This is a genomic window from Haemophilus haemolyticus (genome assembly GCF_003490935.1).
Classification (GTDB): domain Bacteria; phylum Pseudomonadota; class Gammaproteobacteria; order Enterobacterales; family Pasteurellaceae; genus Haemophilus; species Haemophilus haemolyticus_M.
In genome coordinates this window covers 1-17550 of the sequence record NZ_QQGD01000008.1, presented here as the reverse complement: position 1 = coordinate 17550, position 17550 = coordinate 1, and the positions used below count along the sequence as shown (strand labels likewise).

Here is a 17550-nt window from a genome sequence, read left to right as displayed (position 1 = left end):
GAAGTGCGGTAGGTTTTTTCCTCGTTTTTTAACCCACAACAAATGGCAAGTAACCCGCACGAATCGCAAATGGAATAGATGTAATGATTACGCCTAATACCAATACGATAATTAAAGTTAGATTTCCTCCCCATACTTTGTATGGCAAATCGGTGTGAGTTCGACGGGCTTTCCAAACGAGGCTAACTGGCAATACTACGGCATAGAATGCAAACATTTGGCCTGCGTAGCCTAGCGCTAAAATAAAACCTTCAGGATAGAAAAGCGCAAAGACGAGAGGTGGAATGAACGTCATTAAGCCAAGTGAGATGCGCCCTGCGGAAATATTAAAAGATCGTTTTAATAAATCTTCGATACATTCCAACAAGCCAAGCCCTACACCTAAGAAAGAAGTAACCAGCGCCAAAGTTGAGAATAATTTTACCGCACCTGCGATCATGTTACTGCCAGTGATAGCAAGCGTTGCTTTTACTAAGCCATTTAAGGTGGCATCTTCTTTTAAGATTTGTAAGAACTCATTTTGTGTGAGCAAGCCGTGCGTCGACATTTGCCACAAAATATAGGCGCAAAGGGTAATTGCTGAACCCGCCAAAATAGAAATGCGTAATGCTTTTACGTTGCCGTCTAAGTATTTATTTAAACTTGGAATCGAGCCGTGGAAACCAAATGCCGTGAAAAAGACAGGGCTTGCAGAGATAATTAAAGCGTTATCAATTGGCGTCGCCATTAAGTTATCAAATTTGATTTCTGGCAACATTAAGCTTAACACCACGGCAAAGGCAGCAAGCATCACAAAAAATAACACGCGATTAATTTTATCTACGCTATGTGTGCCGATGACGATAAATGAACCGAAAATCACGGTGAATAATAAGATGCTGACTTTATCGCCAAAACTTTCTGGTAATAAATCTTTTAGTAATGAACCGCCACCGCTGATATAAGCGGCAATTAATGCGTATAAGAAAATAATTAGCACTGCCGTAGCAATAATGCGTCCTGCTTTACCAAAATATTGTTCTGCAAGTGTACCGATGCCCGCGTCGCTTTCTGCGGTTTGGTAGAGTTCTACGAATAAAAGTGCGGTAAATGTGAGTAACGCCCAAAGCCCTAAAAGTAAAACAAGAGTAAAGCCAAAGCCAATGCCTGCCGATGTGAGTGGCATAGCCAACATTCCCGCTCCAATCATCGTACCGGCAACGAGAAGTGTGCTGCCTACAGTTTTGTTCATGTTTGCTTCCTTATTGTGTAATAATAAATTTACGGTGATTGTATTTTAAGATTTACAGTATGTAAACAACAGAATACAAAATATCTTTATTATTTACCGCACTTTTCTTTTCCCTTTCTGTGTTCATCTCGTTAAAATACTTAGCGAATCAACTAAGACAAAACTAAAAATAGGAGAGCTTATGATTTACAGTATGACCGCTTTTGCACGCCTTGAAGTGAAAAAGGATTGGGGCGATGCAGTATGGGAAATTCGTTCCGTTAACCAACGTTATTTAGAAAACTTTTTCCGTTTGCCAGAGCAATTCCGAGGATTAGAAAACACGTTGCGTGAGAAACTTCGTCAAAGTCTTACTCGCGGTAAAATTGAATGTTCTTTGCGCATTGAAACAAAAAAACAAACAAATGGTGAATTGAATTTAAATAAAGAGCTTGCGAATCAAGTGATTCAATCTTTGCAATGGATTAAAACTCAAGCTGGAGAAGGTGAAATTAATTTGACGGACGTGTTGCGTTATCCCGGTGTGGTGGAAGCGCAAGAGCAAGACTTAGATGCGATTAGTCAAGATTTGTTGACAGCTTTTGATGATTTACTGACAGATTTTATTGCAATGCGTGGTCGTGAAGGCGAAAAACTGAACGATATTATTCAACAACGCTTAGATGCGATTGCCGTGGAAGCGGATAAAGTGCGGTCACAAATGCCGGCAGTTTTACAATGGCAACGTGAACGTTTATTGCAACGTTTTGAAGATGCTCAAATTAATCTTGACCCTCAACGTGTGGAACAAGAAATGATTTTACTCGCTCAACGCGTTGATGTGGCGGAAGAGCTCGATCGTTTACAAATGCACGTGAAAGAAACCACGAATATTTTGAAAAAAGGCGGTGCAGTTGGTCGTAAATTAGATTTTATGATGCAAGAATTGAATCGTGAATCCAATACCCTTGCGTCCAAATCCATTAATGCCGATATCACGGCTTCTGCGGTTGAGCTAAAAGTGCTTATTGAACAAATGCGTGAGCAAATCCAGAATTTAGAATAGGAAAGCAGAATGTCTCAATTTATTTCTCTTACTCAATATCAACTGATTGAGGCACATGGTGCGGATGCAGAAAAATATTTGCAAGGGCAGTTAACCACGGATGTTGTGCGATTAGCTAGTGGGTCAACGACACTTACTACTCACTGCGATCCGAAAGGTAAAATGAATGCAATTTATCGTTTGTTTAAGGTAAGTAGTGAACAATTCTTTTTGCTGATTAAGAAAGAACTATTGCCAAGCGGGCTGGATGCCTTGAAAAAATATGCGGTATTTTCCAAAGTGAGTTTTGATTTACGTGATTGGCAAATCATTGGCGTGATAGGTGAAAAATGTGGAAAAATTACACCGCACTTTTCATGGGAAATTGATGGGCAACGTTCAATTTTATTGAATGAAACCGAATTGCCCGTGAATTTTAATGGTGATGAAAAAATTTGGGATGTAGCCGATATTCAAGCGGGATTGCCAAATTTAAGTCCGCAAACGCAAAATGAATTTATCCCACAAGCCCTAAATTTACAGGCTATTGAGCAAGCCATTTCTTTTACCAAAGGTTGTTATATTGGGCAAGAAACTGTGGCACGTGCGAAATATCGTGGTGCAAACAAACGCGCAATGTTTGTCTTTAAAGCACAAACTCAGCAGGAAGCGGAAATTGGCAGTGAAATCGAAATGCAGATTGAATCTAATTGGCGAAAAACAGGCACGATTACAAGTGCGGTCAATTTAGACGGTGTTTTATGGTTGCAAGTTGTGATGAATAACGACATTGATTCGGAACAACAATTTAGATTGCCGAATAGTGAAATACTGTTAGAGCGAGAGCAATTACCTTATTCGATTACCGAATAATAACAATCCGCAGGTTTTACCTGCGGCTTGTTATTTCTTACGTTTCGCTCTTGGATGAGCCTGATCGTACACTTCTGCCAGATGTTGAAAATTTAAGTGAGTATAAATTTGTGTGGTGGAAAGGTTGCTATGCCCAAGCAATTCTTGCACGGCGCGTAAATCAGAACTGGCTTCCAACATATGCGTCGCAAAAGAATGGCGTAATTTGTGCGGATTAAGATGGCTATTTAATCCTTGACGAATCCCCCAAGTTTCCAAACGTTTTTGAATGGCTCGATGAGAAATACGATTTCCAAGCTGGCTAACAAATAACGCCTCATCTTTTGGGTTAAATAATGCCCGCACTTTTAACCATTCTTGAATGGCATGCGACGCATAACGCCCAAACGGCACTACACGCTCTTTGTTGCCTTTCCCGATAACGCGTACTTCCCGCACACGGGTATTAATGCTGTTTAAATCTAAACCTTGTAATTCAGATAAACGTAAACCCGAACTATACATTAATTCCAAAATCGCACGATCACGAATATCAATCGGCTCTTTGCTATCGTTGGCAAGCAATTGTTGAACTTGCTCGCCATCCATATTTTTCGGTAAATGCTTGCCTTGTTTCGGTGCAGAAATGCCAGTGGCGGGATTTACTTTCAATTCGCCTTGTTGCACCAAAAAACTGAGAAATCGACGCAATGCGGATAAACGCAAAGCCAAGCTTTTTTCTTTTAAGCCTTGTTTTTTGCTTTCCGCCAAAATAAAGCGCACCACGCTGGGAGTCACTTGTGCCCAAGCGTGAATATCTTGTTGCGCTAAGATTTTAATGATGGCATCAAGTTGATGTTGATAATTGGTGAGCGTGTGAGGGCTCATTTGGCGTTCAATCCGCAAATAATCCCAATAACGATTTAACGCTGTTAGCATTACAGACTCAATTCAAATAAACGTTCTTTCGGGTTTAATTTAAACCCTTCCAATTCCAACATTGAATATTGATTTTGCGCTAATTCCGCCACTAAACGATTAGATTGAGTGAAATGCACAAAGTCTTTTGCTTTAGAAATCAACGCCGCATAAATTTCTGTTTGTTGAGCATGTTCCAACACAAAAATATCGGTGATTTGCCAATAGCGTTGTAATTGTAAAGAAGAAAGGCGAGGAAAAAGCTGCACAAAGCCGATAGCCTTTTCATTTTCGTCCACCGCAATAAAAAACAGGCTTTCATTAAAACGCATACGATTAGTTAAAAAAGCCAAGGTGCGTTCTGGATTCTCTGCTTGTCCATAGGCTTGGCGATAGGCTTCAAAAAGAGGAAGAAGCACGTCAATATTCCATTGTTCAGCTTTGAAAAGTTTCATAATTGGTTATTTTTTATTGGTTCCATACAGGTAATTGTAGCTTTTTAGCACAAGATAATCATCTTTCTATGAGAATTTTTTTAATTTTATGATCTTCTGCAAAGAATCGTGGAGAAATTTTGGTATAGTAAGCAAGTTAATTTTATCAACTATGGAGAAACAAAAATGGCACGTCGTCCTTTAGTTATGGGTAACTGGAAATTAAACGGTTCCAAAGCGTTCACCAAAGAATTAATCGAGGGATTAAAAGCAGAATTACATGATGTAACAGGTTGTGATGTAGCAATTGCCCCCCCCGTTATGTATTTAGGTACGGCTGAAGCAGCACTTTCTGGTTGTGGTTGCAGCTGTGGCGGTAAAAGTGTGGTTCAATTAGGTGCACAAAACGTAGATATCAATGTGAAAGGTGCATTTACTGGTGATATTTCTAGCGAAATGTTAAAAGATTTCGGTGCAAAATATATCATTATTGGCCACTCTGAGCGTCGTACTTACCACAAAGAAAGTGATGAATTTGTGGCGAAAAAATTTGGTGCATTAAAAGAAGCTGGTTTAGTACCAGTATTATGTATCGGTGAAACTGAAGCTGAAAACGAAGCAGGCAAAACAGAAGAAGTGTGTGCGCGTCAAATTGATGCGGTGATCAACGCATTAGGCGTTGAAGCATTTAACGGTGCAGTGATCGCATACGAACCAATCTGGGCGATTGGTACTGGTAAATCTGCGACTCCAGCACAAGCTCAAGCTGTTCACGCATTTATCCGCGGTCACATCGCTGCCAAATCTCAAGCCGTGGCAGACCAAGTAATTATCCAATACGGCGGTTCTGTAAATGATGCAAATGCAGCTGAATTATTTACTCAGCCAGACATCGATGGCGCATTAGTAGGTGGCGCATCATTAAAAGCCCCAGCATTTGCTGTAATTGTAAAAGCAGCGGCAGCAGCAAAAAATTAATTTTCAGTTAATTAAAAGTGCGGTAAAAATCAGCCGCGCCCAAAAACCTAGATTATTTACTTAAGGACTGACGAGCATATTGTATTAGACTCAGTCCTTTTAATTTCAGTTGAATTCATCGATAATTCCCCCACCAAATAATCCCTTACTATATCAACTATCTTCTCTCTACGGTTAAATAGCCAGCCATAAAACATCCCGTTTTAATCGTTCAAAGAAACTTTCCATTGCTTCATTAGCGAATATTTTTATAGCTACACTATCTGACTATAATAAAATCTGCCCCTCAATTATTGGTAATTTAGTCCAACTTTTGAGGTGCAGATTATTTTCTCCGCACTTTTGTGCTTTTAGATACAATTAGAATTCAAATTGAACTGACATTCTATAGTTTCGTCCAGGCGCATAGAAACGGTTTATACCTAAGCCTGTTGATTGTTCTATAACATTACTTGTTCCAAATGAACGAATTGAACGAGCAGACTCCCAGGTGATGTATTTACGATTTGTAAGATTGTATACACCAGCTCTTATGGTTAAGTTTTTAATTGGTTGAACATATCCAATAAAATCAAGGATTGTATAAGATTTACTACGCCATTTTATGGTTGTATCACTTTCACCACGTTCTTTAGCATAGATATTATAAGTATCTTGTGGATTTTTACTTGCTACATGTGTTGTATAGAAATCGAAACCAAATTTATGATCTGGATGATCATATCCTAGTCCATACACCATCGTTTTAGGCTGAATTGCATTCATAGGAATATTGCCATTCATTCTTCCTTTTTGATAGGTATATTTATAGCTTAAGTTAAACCCATTCATAAATTTTGCCATCTTACCAAGGAATAGTTTTGAATTAATTTCAATACCTTTTACAGACGCATTATCTCTATTTATATTTTGATAAAGAGAAAATGGTAATGAGCTACCTCCTCCTGTGCCTACTTTAAAATCTTTTTCTCCTTTAAATATTAGGTCGATAAAGTTTTTATAGTTAGTTTTAAATATACTTGTAGAGATAAATCCCCAATCATCATGATGTAAAGTTAATGCGATTTCTTTTGTTTTTGCTATTTCTGGTTTTAAATCAGTATTTGGCAGAATAGTAAAATCTGGATGTTTAAAAGTGAAATACATTTCATCTGAAGTTGGTGCTCTAAAACCTTTAGAGTATCTAAGTTGTAAACGAAGATAATTTGTTGGATCAATCGTTGAAACAAAACTATAAGAATGCGCTTTATATTTTTTCTTTTGGCTTGCAATATAATTTATGTTATCAATTGCATTTTGTTTAATTTGCTCTTCTGTTGGATCATAATAATGACCTGGATTCCACGAAATTTCCTCGCCTTTAGGTAATGGAATATATAATCCTTTTACTATATCGTCTGGTAATTTTGGCGTTGAACCAGCTATGTAATGTGGTTTATAACCAATGTTGTCATAACGATATCCTAAATCAAATGATAAATAATCATTGATAATGATATTATCAAAGAAATAAGCTGATTTACCTGTCGTTGTCACTGGTAATAAGAATGAATACTCTGGATCAACTCGAGGGCAAAGAAAGGCATTATAGGTAGATGATCCTTCACAGGTTTCTGGAGTTTCTTTTAATGTGTACCAGTCTGTTGTAAGGCCTAGAGTACGTTCAGCCCACCATTTTACATCATGAGCATCATTACCCGCTCTATTTACCATTTGCTTCGTTGTTTTATTATACGAAACACCATATTGGAGATTATGCTCAGTATTCAATTTTGTAAACGATTTTGTTAGATCCAAGTTAGTTTGCTGGGTATTGGTATCAAGATCTCTTTCCTGCCACAAACGTTCTAAATAGCCTTTACTTGGTACTACAACACTATAACTATAATTCGCTTGAGATGATTTAGCGAAAGTTTTTCCATTCTGTTCAAATTTTTTATCTAACATCAAAGGCATTTTTTGAACAGCTCCAGACCAACCTACAGCTTTCCAATAAGTCATTGGTTTCGTGCAATCATAAAGGGAGCAATCAAACCAATATTCATCTCCTCTTTTTAGAGTAAAACCGTTAGTTTTTTCAGAATTATCTGTATCAATATAGGTGTCTTTATTTTTTAATTCGATATCGGTTCCATCTCGTCGAGTAATTTTTCCATCTTGAAGCTTTATTCCATGTGGATTGGCTGTTTCAAGACAATTACTACCATCACAGTATTCGTCAGTTCTTGCTCTAGTTTTTATTTTTTGTTTTGAAAAAGTAATTTTTAACGTATCCCAAAATAAGTTCGTTGAAAAATTTTCGTAAGAAAATGAGAAATTACTTCGTTGAGTTTTATCATTTGTATGTCTAGATTCAACTTCAGGGGTTTCATTACCACTACGTTGATATTTTAGTGTATAGGATAAATCTTGCCCACGAGAACGATGTTCATATAAATCAGCTGATGCCGTAAAACGATGGTTTTCAGTAGGATTAAAAGATAATTTTAATAATGTACTGTCTTGCTCAATTTTGTATGGGTCTGCTTTTTCTCTACGTTTACCTTGGACGAGACTATCCGCATTTTTATAATCATAGTTTTCAAGTTCATGCCCATTTCTTCTTGTTGCAACCACTAAGGCATCGAACTTTTTATAACGTCCAGCAAGAGTAAGGGTATTGAATGATTGATTATTTTCCGTAGCGTATCCCGTTTTGTAGCTTACATAATAGTCCTTGTTAAGGAGATAATCCCTCGCATCTTTTGTTTTATAAATTACAGATCCACCTAAGGAACCACTACCATTCTTAATAGAATCAGCCCCCTTGGTAATATTTACTTCTTTTAATGTTTCAATTTCTGCACCATTACGAGTGTTGTTGAAGTTACCATAACCTTCAAAAAGCTCTTTAAAGCCTTGAGAAGATAATGTTTCAGCTTGCGCTAATCCATCAATATTAATAGAAACTCGATTTTCATCAACGCCACGAATGGTAAAACCACTGTTACCAAAACGCCCAGCTTCAACAACAGTGATACCTGTTTCATATTTAACGATATCTTTGATATTTTGAGCCTGCTGTTTTTCTAAGCTTTTCGCTGTTTTTACAGTTTCGGCAATTTTGGGAGGTGTTTTCGGATCACTATGTTCGGTAGAACCAGATACATTAATTTCCTCAAGCTGCTGTTGTGTTGGTTCATTAGCATAAGCAACACTTGCCGTCAGGCCAAGCATAACGGAATACGCAAGCAGATTTAATCTAAAATTGGTCATTTTTTCCTCGTTAAAGATAATATGTAAATTAAATTATGTATTTAAATTAACCGCACATTTACTATCACTACTATTATTATGTGCGGTTTAAGAGTACACCTAAAATTCTAATTGAATAGATGCTCTATAATTTCTACCTGGTGCGTAAAAACGATTTAAACCTATACCTGTTTCAGTATCTATTCGGTTGATTGTACCGATAGTTCTAATGGATCGGGCCGATTCCCAAGTAAGATATTTTTGATTTGTTAAATTATAAACACCAGCTGTAAATGTAAGGTTTTTAATTGGTTTCCAGTAAGCAATGGCATCTATCACTGTATAATGTTTATTACGCCATAATGCTCTTCTATCAATAACTTTTTCGTTACCATTTACTGTTCTTGCTGGCACTGTTTCAATTGCACCAGTATTAATATTTTCTGCTTGACGTTCAATCATGCTTTGCCATTGAGGGTTAAAGCTGTCTTTTGCCTTTTTGGCTGAGACGTCGGTAATATAAAAATCTAATCCCCATATTTTATTAGGTGAATCATAACCTAAATTGTATACGGATGTGGTCGGTTGCAAAGCGTTCATTGGCTGGTCTTGCAAGGCCATATTCATATATTTAGGGTTATGTTCTAATAATTTTTTATATCCCTCTAATGGTTTACCATCTTTTATTCGACCTTTTTGATAAGTCAACTTATAACCCAAATGGAATCCTTCTAATTTTTCAATAAGGTCTCCTATTTCTAGGTGAGTAGAAATTTCAATTCCGTTTACTTTTGCCTTATCACGATTCAAACTCTGATAGAATGGATAATAAGACGATTTACTTTGATCAATTGGACGTTCACCTAAATATGCCAAATCAATAAAATTCTTATAATCGGTTTGGAATAAATTAGTAGTGAAATAACTACGTTCTCTATAAAAAGTAAAGGCGATTTCTTTTGTTTTAGCTTTTTCTTCTTTTAAATTAGTATTTGGTAAAAGTGAAAATTGAGGATGTTTAAATGTTATATACATTTCATCAGGCGTTGGCGCTCTAAAACCATTAGAATATTTAAGCTGTATTCTTAACCAATCTGTTGGATCCAAGTTTAATCCTAAATTATAGGAATGGTGCTTAAATGCTGTTGATTTTTGAATTGCATTTAAATTGTCTTGTACATTTTTTATATAATCGGCATGATTATAATTATACCAGCCATTGCCTCCAGTTAATGCACTATCTGGAATAGGGATCATTGTACCAGCTAATAATCCACGTGGAATTTCAGGATCTTGTCCTAAGCGATAATGCGGTAAATGTCTGACATTGTCATATCTATAATTTAAATCAAAACCAAGCCAATTTGTTACTGTAAAATTATCACCTAAATAAAATGCATGGTTTTTAGTTTTAACAGGGATTAGGTAACTAGAGCTTCCTGCAGCACTTTCTTTAAGTTGGCAACCAGGCCATTTATTTGGATATGGAGTATATTGAACTGGGAATGTTCCAGAAATAGGCTCATTGCATATGAAATTATCCGCCCACCATTGAACATTAGCTCCTTTATATCCCTCTTTATTAACCATATTTTTTTCTGTTTCAGAATATAGTCCACCATATTGCACTGAATGGTTAGTTTTACCTAAAGAAAATGACTTATCAAAATCAAAGTTCAATTGTTTTGTATTTGTATTTAAATCACGATCATTGTAGTAGTTATTACTATATCCTCGACTATGGGGTAATACGTAAAAGGCTTCTTCTGACTGAACGCCACCCCATGAGTTTGAAATTGATTTTGTCGGAATGTAACCATATGTTTTCCCATTTATAGACTTAGTTTGGATATCTCTAGGCTCAAATAAATATTTTTCAGTATAGTTCTCATCATTTTTAATAAAAACTTGATATTTTTTTGAACAATCTAATTTACTACAGTCTAATAGCAAATGTTCTGTACTCACTTCACGATAATCAAAACCACTAATCTTATTACCGTGGGAATCTGTGTATTCAGATTCAGTACTCCAACCATCTACAACTCCTTTCCCAGTGATATATCCCCCCCATTTATCTTTTATTTTATAAGTTCCATCAGAACTATCTAATTTCAATCCTTGCTTATTATCAACATCAATACAATTTGTATTGTTACAATATTCATCACTGCGAGCTTTATTTTTAATTTTTTGAGATGAATAAGTTAATTTAAAGTGATCCCAAAATGGAGTTTGTGTAAAGTTTTCATAAGAAAATTGGATATTTTCTCGTTTAGATTTATCGTGAATAAGGCGTTCCCCTTGACTGGTTTCAGTATTAACATAAGAACTAGGGCGTAATGAATAAGATAAATCTTGTCCATCAGTTTTTAATGTTGATTTATCAACAGCTACACTAAATCGATGATTTTCTGTTGGTTCAAACCCTAATTTCACTAAAGTACTATTACGGGAAATGGAATAAGGATCTGTTTTTTCTCTTTTAATTCCGACAACCTTATCATCATAACTTTCATAACCATAATTCTTCATTTCATTGCTATTACGTTCAGTATGAACAATTAATGCATCAAATCCTTTATATCGGCCAGCTGCAGTAAGAGACACCGTATCTTGACTATTCATACTTTGAGTAGCACGTTTAACGCTAAAGTAATGATCTTTTCCTATTAGATAATCTCTAGCATCTTTTGTATCAAAGATAACCGAACCACCCAATGCTCCACTACCAGATTTTAAAGAGTCAGCACCTTTGGTAATAGTCGCTGTTTTTACATTCTCTATTTCTACATCATTACGAGTATTATTAAAATTTCCATAGCCTTCAAATAGCTCTTTAAATGCTTGTGAACTTAAGGTTTCAGCTTGACGAAGTCCATCAACCATAATACCTACACGGTTTTCATCAACTCCTCGAACAGCATAACCACTTGCTCCTGTTCTTCCTGTTTCAACAACACTAATACCCGTTTCATAACGTACTAAATCTCGAGAATCTGAAGCCTGTTGTTTAGATAATTTTTTAGCCGTGATTTGGGTTTCACCAACTTTTTTTTCTTTCACATTTATTGTTTCTGTATTCCCTGAAACATTAATTTCCTGCAGTTGTTCAGGTTCGTTGGCGTAAACAGCTCCTGTTGTCAGCCCAAGCATAACGGAATACGCAAGCAGATTTAATCTAAAATTAGTCATGTTTAACTCCATGAAAAGGTAAATAATAATGATTATCAAGCATGTTATAAGAAAAAGTATTTTCTCACAATCAGAAAATTCTGTTTTTGATTAAAATCAAACAATAAAAATTATTCTCATTATGCCCTATATTTAAATGCGCTTGTTCTCTATAATACAAGCCATCGATTGTTCATGTTAGAAAGTATGCGCAATCGTTTTAATTTTCACCATTAAATGAAAAGTGCGCATTGATTGCGTACTTCTTTTTTAGGAGCAGTCATTATGATGATAGATAAACGCCTAATTAACACGGTGGCCGATAGCAAAAAATGGATTGGCGTCACGGTGTTGTGGAATTGGGTGGCGTTAGTTGGCGGGATTATTAGTGCCGTCGTGTTTTCTTATATTTTACAAGCCGCTTATTTTAAAGAGTTGACGATGTCAAGTGCGGTGGGTTTAGGTGTGATTTTAATTGCGGCATTGGCACTGCGTGCTTTTGCGGGTAAAAAATCAGTACAGGCGTCTTATTTTGCCAGCACAAAAGTGAAGCATGAATTGCGTAGCCTTATCTATCGTAAATTAGCTTCTATGCCGCTTAATCAAGTGAATCAACAATCCACTTCAAGCATTATCCAAGTGGCATCAGAAGGGGTAGAACAGCTTGAAATCTACTTTGGGCGTTATTTGCCGCAGCTTTTTTATAGCTTGCTTGCACCGCTTACCCTCTTTGCTTTCCTGATTTTTTTCAGCTTTAAAACAGCCATTATTTTATTAATTTGCGTGCCGCTTATCCCTATGTCTATTATTGCGGTGAATAAAATTGCGAAAAAACTCTTGGCAAAATATTGGTCGATTTATGTGGGATTAGGCAGCAGCTTTTTAGATAACTTACAAGGTTTAATCACGTTAAAAATCTATCAAGATGATGCTTATAAAGCGAAAGAGATGGATAAAGAGGCTGAGCATTTCCGCAAAATTACCATGAAAGTGCTTACTATGCAGCTTAACTCGGTTTCTCTTATGGATTTACTCGCTTATGGTGGCGCAGCAATTGGGATTTTAACCGCATTATTGCAATTCCAAGATGCACAACTCAGTGTCTTAGGCGTGATTTTATTTATTCTACTTTCCTCCGAGTTCTTTATTCCGCTTCGTTTGCTTGGTTCATTCTTCCATGTGGCGATGAATGGTAAAGCGGCTTCAGATAAGATTTTCACATTACTTGATACGCCAGTGGAAACCCAACAAAGTGCGGTGGATTTTGAAGCAAAAAATAACGTTCAAGTGGAAATTAAAGATTTACATTTTGCGTATTCTGCAGAAAAACCGGCAATTCAAGGTTTAACTTTAACGATTCAACCAAATCAACTTTCTGTGTTTGTGGGTAAAAGTGGTTGCGGTAAATCAACCTTAGTTTCCTTGTTGATGGGCTTTAATAAAGCGCAACAAGGTGAGATTTTGTTTAATGGACAAAACGCCTCAGAAATAGACCGCACTTCTTTCTATCAAAAAGTATCGTTGGTGAGCCATAGCAGCTACGTGTTTAAAGGCTCGCTGCGTGAAAATATGACGATGGCGAAAATTGATGCCAATGACGAGCAAATTTATGCTTGTTTAGAACAAGTGAATCTTGCCCAATTTGTACGTGAAAATGGCGGATTAGATATGCAATTATTAAGCCGTGGCGCGAATTTATCTGGCGGTCAAATCCAACGTTTAGCCTTAGCGCGTGCTTTATTACACAATGCCGAGCTTTACATTTTTGATGAAGCGACCAGTAACATTGATGTGGAAAGCGAAGAAATTATTTTGCAGTTTATTCAGCAATTTAAACAACAAAAAACCATTGTGATGATTTCTCACCGATTGGCAAATGCGGTAAATGCCGACTGTATTAACGTACTTGACCAAGGCAAATTGATTGAGCAAGGCACTCACGAAAGCTTAATGGCAAAACAAGGTGCGTATGCTGAAATGTTCCAACAACAAAAAGATTTAGAACAAATTAGAGAGGTGGCAAATGCGTAAAAATGGTTTTGTTGTGATGGGGCATTTGTTGAAATTAGTGACTCCTCTGGCGCACATTATGGCGTTTACCATCACGATGGGAACGCTCGGTTTTCTGGCTGCCATCTTTATTATGGTGCTGGGTGCGATGGGGTTAGTGAATCTTCTTAACTTTGACACCCATTTAAGTTTTTCCGGAATTTTGACCGCACTTATCGTATTAGCGGTGGCTCGTGGCGCATTGCGTTATTTAGAGCAAATGTCTGGGCACTATATTGCTTTTAAATTATTGGCATTATTGCGTGACAAAGTGTTTTCTTCTTTGCGTCGCCTAGCTTTTGTGAAGTTGCAAGATAAACAAGCAGGACAATTAGTGTCTTTGGTGACTAACGATATCGAATTGCTCGAAGTGTTCTATGCGCACACTATTGCACCGATTATGATTGCGTTCTTTACTTCTGCGATTTTATTGTTGGTCTTTGCTCATCTTTCAGGCTGGTTTGTGCTTGTGGCATTGGCGGCGTATTTAACAGTGGGTGTAATTTTACCGATTATCACCACCAAATTGGCGCGTGAAGATGGCAGACGCTATCGTGAATTAGTGGGCGAAATGAATGACTTCTTCCTCGACAGCGTGCGTGGTATGAAAGAAATTCAGCTTTTCGGCTATGCGAAACAACGTTTAGATGAAATTCAACAACGCAGCCAAAAAATCGATACGGCTTTTGAGCGCATCAAAGATCAAGAAGCAAAAGTGCGTGTTTATACTGAAGTGGCAGTATCCGTTTTCAACATTATTATGCTGTTTACTGGCTTAATTTTATTTAGCTTAGATAAAATTGATTTTTCAGCCTTTTTAATCGGCGTAATTTTATTGATGTCGAGTTACGGGCCAGTTATCGCCTTAAGTAACCTTTCAAGCAACTTATTACAAACCTTGGCTTCAGGTGAGCGAGTATTAAGCTTGCTAGCAGAAGAACCAGAGTTAAAAGATGTAGAAAGTGCGGTCGATTTGAAAGAGGTTTCTCTCATTGATGTTGAGAATGTAAACTTCGCTTACGGCGAAGAACAAATTTTATCGGATGTCAGCTTGTCTGTGAAAAAAGGTGAAATCTTAGGGATTCACGGCAGAAGTGGCAGCGGTAAAAGCACCTTGTTGAAATTGCTTATGCGTTTTTACGATCCAAAATCAGGCAGCATTAAAATTAACGGCGAAACCTTACCGAACATCAACACCCGTAGCTTGCGAGACAATATGGCGTACATTACCCAGCAAACCTATATTTTCAACGAAACTATTGAGGAAAATATTCGCCTTGCGCGCCGTGATGCAACGCTAGAAGAAATTATGGAAGCAGCGAAGAAAGCGTCAATTCATGATTTCATTTTAAGTTTGCCACAAGGTTATCAAACGAAAATGACAGAATTGGGTGGTAATTTGTCTGATGGTGAAAAACAACGTATTGGTATTGCCCGTGCCTTCTTACACAATGCGCCGATTATTTTGCTTGATGAACCGACTAGCAATTTGGATAGCTTAAACGAAGCAATGATTTTGAAATCATTGTTGAACGTGAAAGCAGAAAAATTGATTATTCTTGTTAGCCACCGCCAATCCACAATGGCAATTTGTGATCAGGTTATTGGTATAGAAAACGGCAGAATGTCCTAAATTAATATAAGAAAAAATCGCACTGTTAAAGGTGCGATTTTTTGTTAGAAGAGGCTGATATTTTAAATAGCTGAATATTGCTATTGATATTAACTTTTTGGGGAATTATGTTTGAACTATTGTTAGGTAAAAAAAAAGAACAAAACATAAATCCCGTGGGAACATTTTACATTTAGTCTAAGATAGCTAGCTTATCGTCGAATCCTTGTTGAATCAAAGCATGTCTAAGAAGGAAACTATTTGGATAATGCAGCAATGGTACGTTTCCTTGGACAATAAAATATAGGCTGGAATTTAACTAATATTAAAAGGACTGTCTTCAAAACAATATTATCATCCGTCCTTTAGTAAATAGTGTAGACTTTTTATTTTTACCGCACTTTTAATCTATTTTCTCAATTTAACTAACTCTACCTGATGATTTTCACCTTTTTTTAGAATTAAATTTGCTCGTTCACGGGTTGGGAGAATGTTTTGATTGAGATTTAACCCGTTAATTTCATCCCAAATTTTACTTGCCGTCGCAATGGCCTCTTCTTTTGATAAACTTGCGTAATGTTTAAAGTAAGAATTAGGATCATTAAATGCACTTTCTCGGAATTTTAAAAAGCGTTTAATGTACCATTCTTTCAGTAATTTTTCTTCTGCATCGACATAAATAGAGAAATCAACAAAATCTGACACAAAGGTTTGATTTGTTTTGTTATTGCCTGTTTGAAGAACATTTAATCCTTCTAAAATGAGAATATCGGGTTTATCTACCACATCAAATTCATCGGGAATAATATCGTATGTTAAATGAGAATAGATTGGTGCTGTAACATTGCTTTTACCTGATTTTACATCCGCTAAAAAGCGAATGAGTTTAGGTGTGTCATAAGAAACGGGAAAACCTTTCTTTTGTAAAAGATTCTCTTGTTTAAGTTTGTCTAATGGATAAAGAAACCCATCTGTTGTGATGAGATCAACCTTTCTTTCAGTTGGCCAATGAGAAAGTAGAGATTGTAGAATACGTGCAGAAGTGCTTTTCCCAACAGCAACACTGCCAGCAATACTAATTATGTAAGGTGTTTTGGCATTATTTCTGCCTAAAAAACGATGTAGTACCGTTTGGCGATGTAAATTTTCATCAATGTAATAGTTAATAAGACGAGTTAACGGTAGATAAATCGTACTTACTTCATCTAATGAAAGGTCTTCATTAAAACCTAACAGTGGTTTGAGATCCTGTTCTGTCAATTTTAATGGAACGGATTTACGTAATTCCGCCCACTGTTCACGATTAAAGCTTAAAAAAGGTGTTTGCTGAGTTGAAAATTCCACAATAATTTTATTTGATAGCTAAATAAACGAAGAAAAATATACTCTATAACCGGCATGTTCGCATTTATTTTTCAGTAAATTTAATAAGATTTGGTTAAAAATTCACATTTTTGCTTGTGATTTAAACGAACGCGCAAAAAAAATAATTTTTTTAGAAAAAAAACTTGTCACGAAAAGTTTTTTACATATAATACGCCTCACTTGCTTACGACACGCCGACTTAGCTCAGTAGGTAGAGCAACTGACTTGTAATCAGTAGGTCATCAGTTCGATTCCGATAGTCGGCACCATTCTTTCGTATCAAGTATTCATTTAGCGTGGAGGGGTTCCCGAGCGGCCAAAGGGGGCAGACTGTAAATCTGTTGGCTCAGCCTTCGAAGGTTCGAATCCTTCTCCCTCCACCATCTTTTAGATGAATCCTGATGGGACAGACGAATTTAGGACTTGCGGGCATCGTATAATGGCTATTACCTTAGCCTTCCAAGCTAATGATGCGGGTTCGATTCCCGCTGCCCGCTCCAGACGCTGATATAGCTCAGTTGGTAGAGCGCACCCTTGGTAAGGGTGAGGTCGGCGGTTCAAATCCGCCTATCAGCACCATCCTTCAATTCTCTTTCCTTCATTTAGAATAAACAATTTTATTGGTTAATGTGGTTTTATTTACCCATCGATAACCGTGTCTATTTAGAGGGACTCTTTA

11 protein-coding genes and 4 tRNA genes are annotated in these 17550 nt (G+C 36.8%); 9 read left to right on the top strand and 6 right to left on the bottom strand.

From position 1 onward, the window contains the following. Positions 1–28: 28 nt before the first annotated feature. Positions 29–1231 (bottom strand): aromatic amino acid transporter, encoded by a 1203-nt coding sequence (locus tag DV417_RS08550; RefSeq protein WP_118879381.1) that lies wholly within the window; start codon positions 1229–1231, stop codon positions 29–31. A 181-nt stretch (positions 1232–1412) separates the two neighbouring features. Here DV417_RS08550 and DV417_RS08545 point away from each other — a divergent pair, with 181 nt between their 5' ends. After that, positions 1413–2276, top strand: a complete 864-nt coding sequence (locus DV417_RS08545) for a YicC/YloC family endoribonuclease (RefSeq protein WP_118879380.1) — start codon at positions 1413–1415, stop codon at positions 2274–2276. 9 nt (positions 2277–2285) lie between these two features. Continuing rightward, positions 2286–3128: a CAF17-like 4Fe-4S cluster assembly/insertion protein YgfZ gene (ygfZ, locus tag DV417_RS08540; protein ID WP_118879379.1), complete on the top strand. Its 843-nt coding sequence runs from the start codon at positions 2286–2288 to the stop codon at positions 3126–3128. Between the two features lie 30 nt (positions 3129–3158). On the opposite strand, the gene xerC is transcribed toward ygfZ, so the two are convergent. Then, complete coding sequence (gene xerC, locus DV417_RS08535) at positions 3159–4046, bottom strand: tyrosine recombinase XerC (RefSeq protein ID WP_005644230.1); 888 nt, start codon at positions 4044–4046, stop codon at positions 3159–3161. Continuing rightward, the gene (locus DV417_RS08530) at positions 4046–4480 is read right to left on the bottom strand and encodes a GNAT family N-acetyltransferase (protein ID WP_118879378.1); all 435 of its coding nucleotides are present in this window, start codon (positions 4478–4480) and stop codon (positions 4046–4048) included. The genes xerC and DV417_RS08530 overlap by 1 nt, the downstream gene beginning before the upstream one ends. Before the next feature lie 165 nt (positions 4481–4645). Here DV417_RS08530 and tpiA point away from each other — a divergent pair, with 165 nt between their 5' ends. Then, positions 4646–5437 (top strand): triose-phosphate isomerase, encoded by a 792-nt coding sequence (tpiA, locus tag DV417_RS08525; RefSeq protein WP_065249271.1) that lies wholly within the window; start codon positions 4646–4648, stop codon positions 5435–5437. Between the two features lie 360 nt (positions 5438–5797). On the opposite strand, the gene DV417_RS08520 is transcribed toward tpiA, so the two are convergent. Together DV417_RS08520 and DV417_RS08515 are read right to left on the bottom strand one after the other, a co-directional pair. Next, positions 5798–8692, bottom strand: coding sequence for a TonB-dependent hemoglobin/transferrin/lactoferrin family receptor (locus DV417_RS08520; protein ID WP_118879377.1), 2895 nt, complete (start codon positions 8690–8692; stop codon positions 5798–5800). Positions 8693–8791: 99 nt separating this feature from the next. Continuing rightward, positions 8792–11866 (bottom strand): TonB-dependent hemoglobin/transferrin/lactoferrin family receptor, encoded by a 3075-nt coding sequence (locus DV417_RS08515; RefSeq protein WP_192878576.1) that lies wholly within the window; start codon positions 11864–11866, stop codon positions 8792–8794. 264 nt (positions 11867–12130) lie between these two features. Here DV417_RS08515 and DV417_RS08510 point away from each other — a divergent pair, with 264 nt between their 5' ends. Both DV417_RS08510 and DV417_RS08505 read left to right on the top strand, forming a co-directional pair. Further along, positions 12131–13876: an ABC transporter ATP-binding protein/permease gene (locus DV417_RS08510; RefSeq protein ID WP_118879375.1), complete on the top strand. Its 1746-nt coding sequence runs from the start codon at positions 12131–12133 to the stop codon at positions 13874–13876. Next, complete coding sequence (locus tag DV417_RS08505; protein ID WP_118879374.1) at positions 13869–15527, top strand: ABC transporter ATP-binding protein; 1659 nt, start codon at positions 13869–13871, stop codon at positions 15525–15527. Before DV417_RS08510 ends, DV417_RS08505 begins: the two co-directional genes overlap by 8 nt. Before the next feature lie 387 nt (positions 15528–15914). On the opposite strand, the gene coaA is transcribed toward DV417_RS08505, so the two are convergent. Then, complete coding sequence (coaA, locus tag DV417_RS08500; protein ID WP_118879373.1) at positions 15915–16850, bottom strand: type I pantothenate kinase; 936 nt, start codon at positions 16848–16850, stop codon at positions 15915–15917. Positions 16851–17064: 214 nt separating this feature from the next. Here coaA and DV417_RS08495 point away from each other — a divergent pair. The 4 genes from DV417_RS08495 (at position 17065) to DV417_RS08480 (ending at position 17450) form a co-directional block, all read left to right on the top strand. Continuing rightward, a tRNA-Thr gene (locus DV417_RS08495) sits at positions 17065–17140 on the top strand. A 29-nt stretch (positions 17141–17169) separates the two neighbouring features. Continuing rightward, positions 17170–17254: transfer RNA gene (locus DV417_RS08490), tRNA-Tyr, on the top strand. A 42-nt stretch (positions 17255–17296) separates the two neighbouring features. Beyond that, positions 17297–17371: transfer RNA gene (locus tag DV417_RS08485), tRNA-Gly, on the top strand. 3 nt (positions 17372–17374) lie between these two features. Continuing rightward, positions 17375–17450, top strand: a tRNA-Thr gene (locus DV417_RS08480). Positions 17451–17550: the final 100 nt, after the last annotated feature.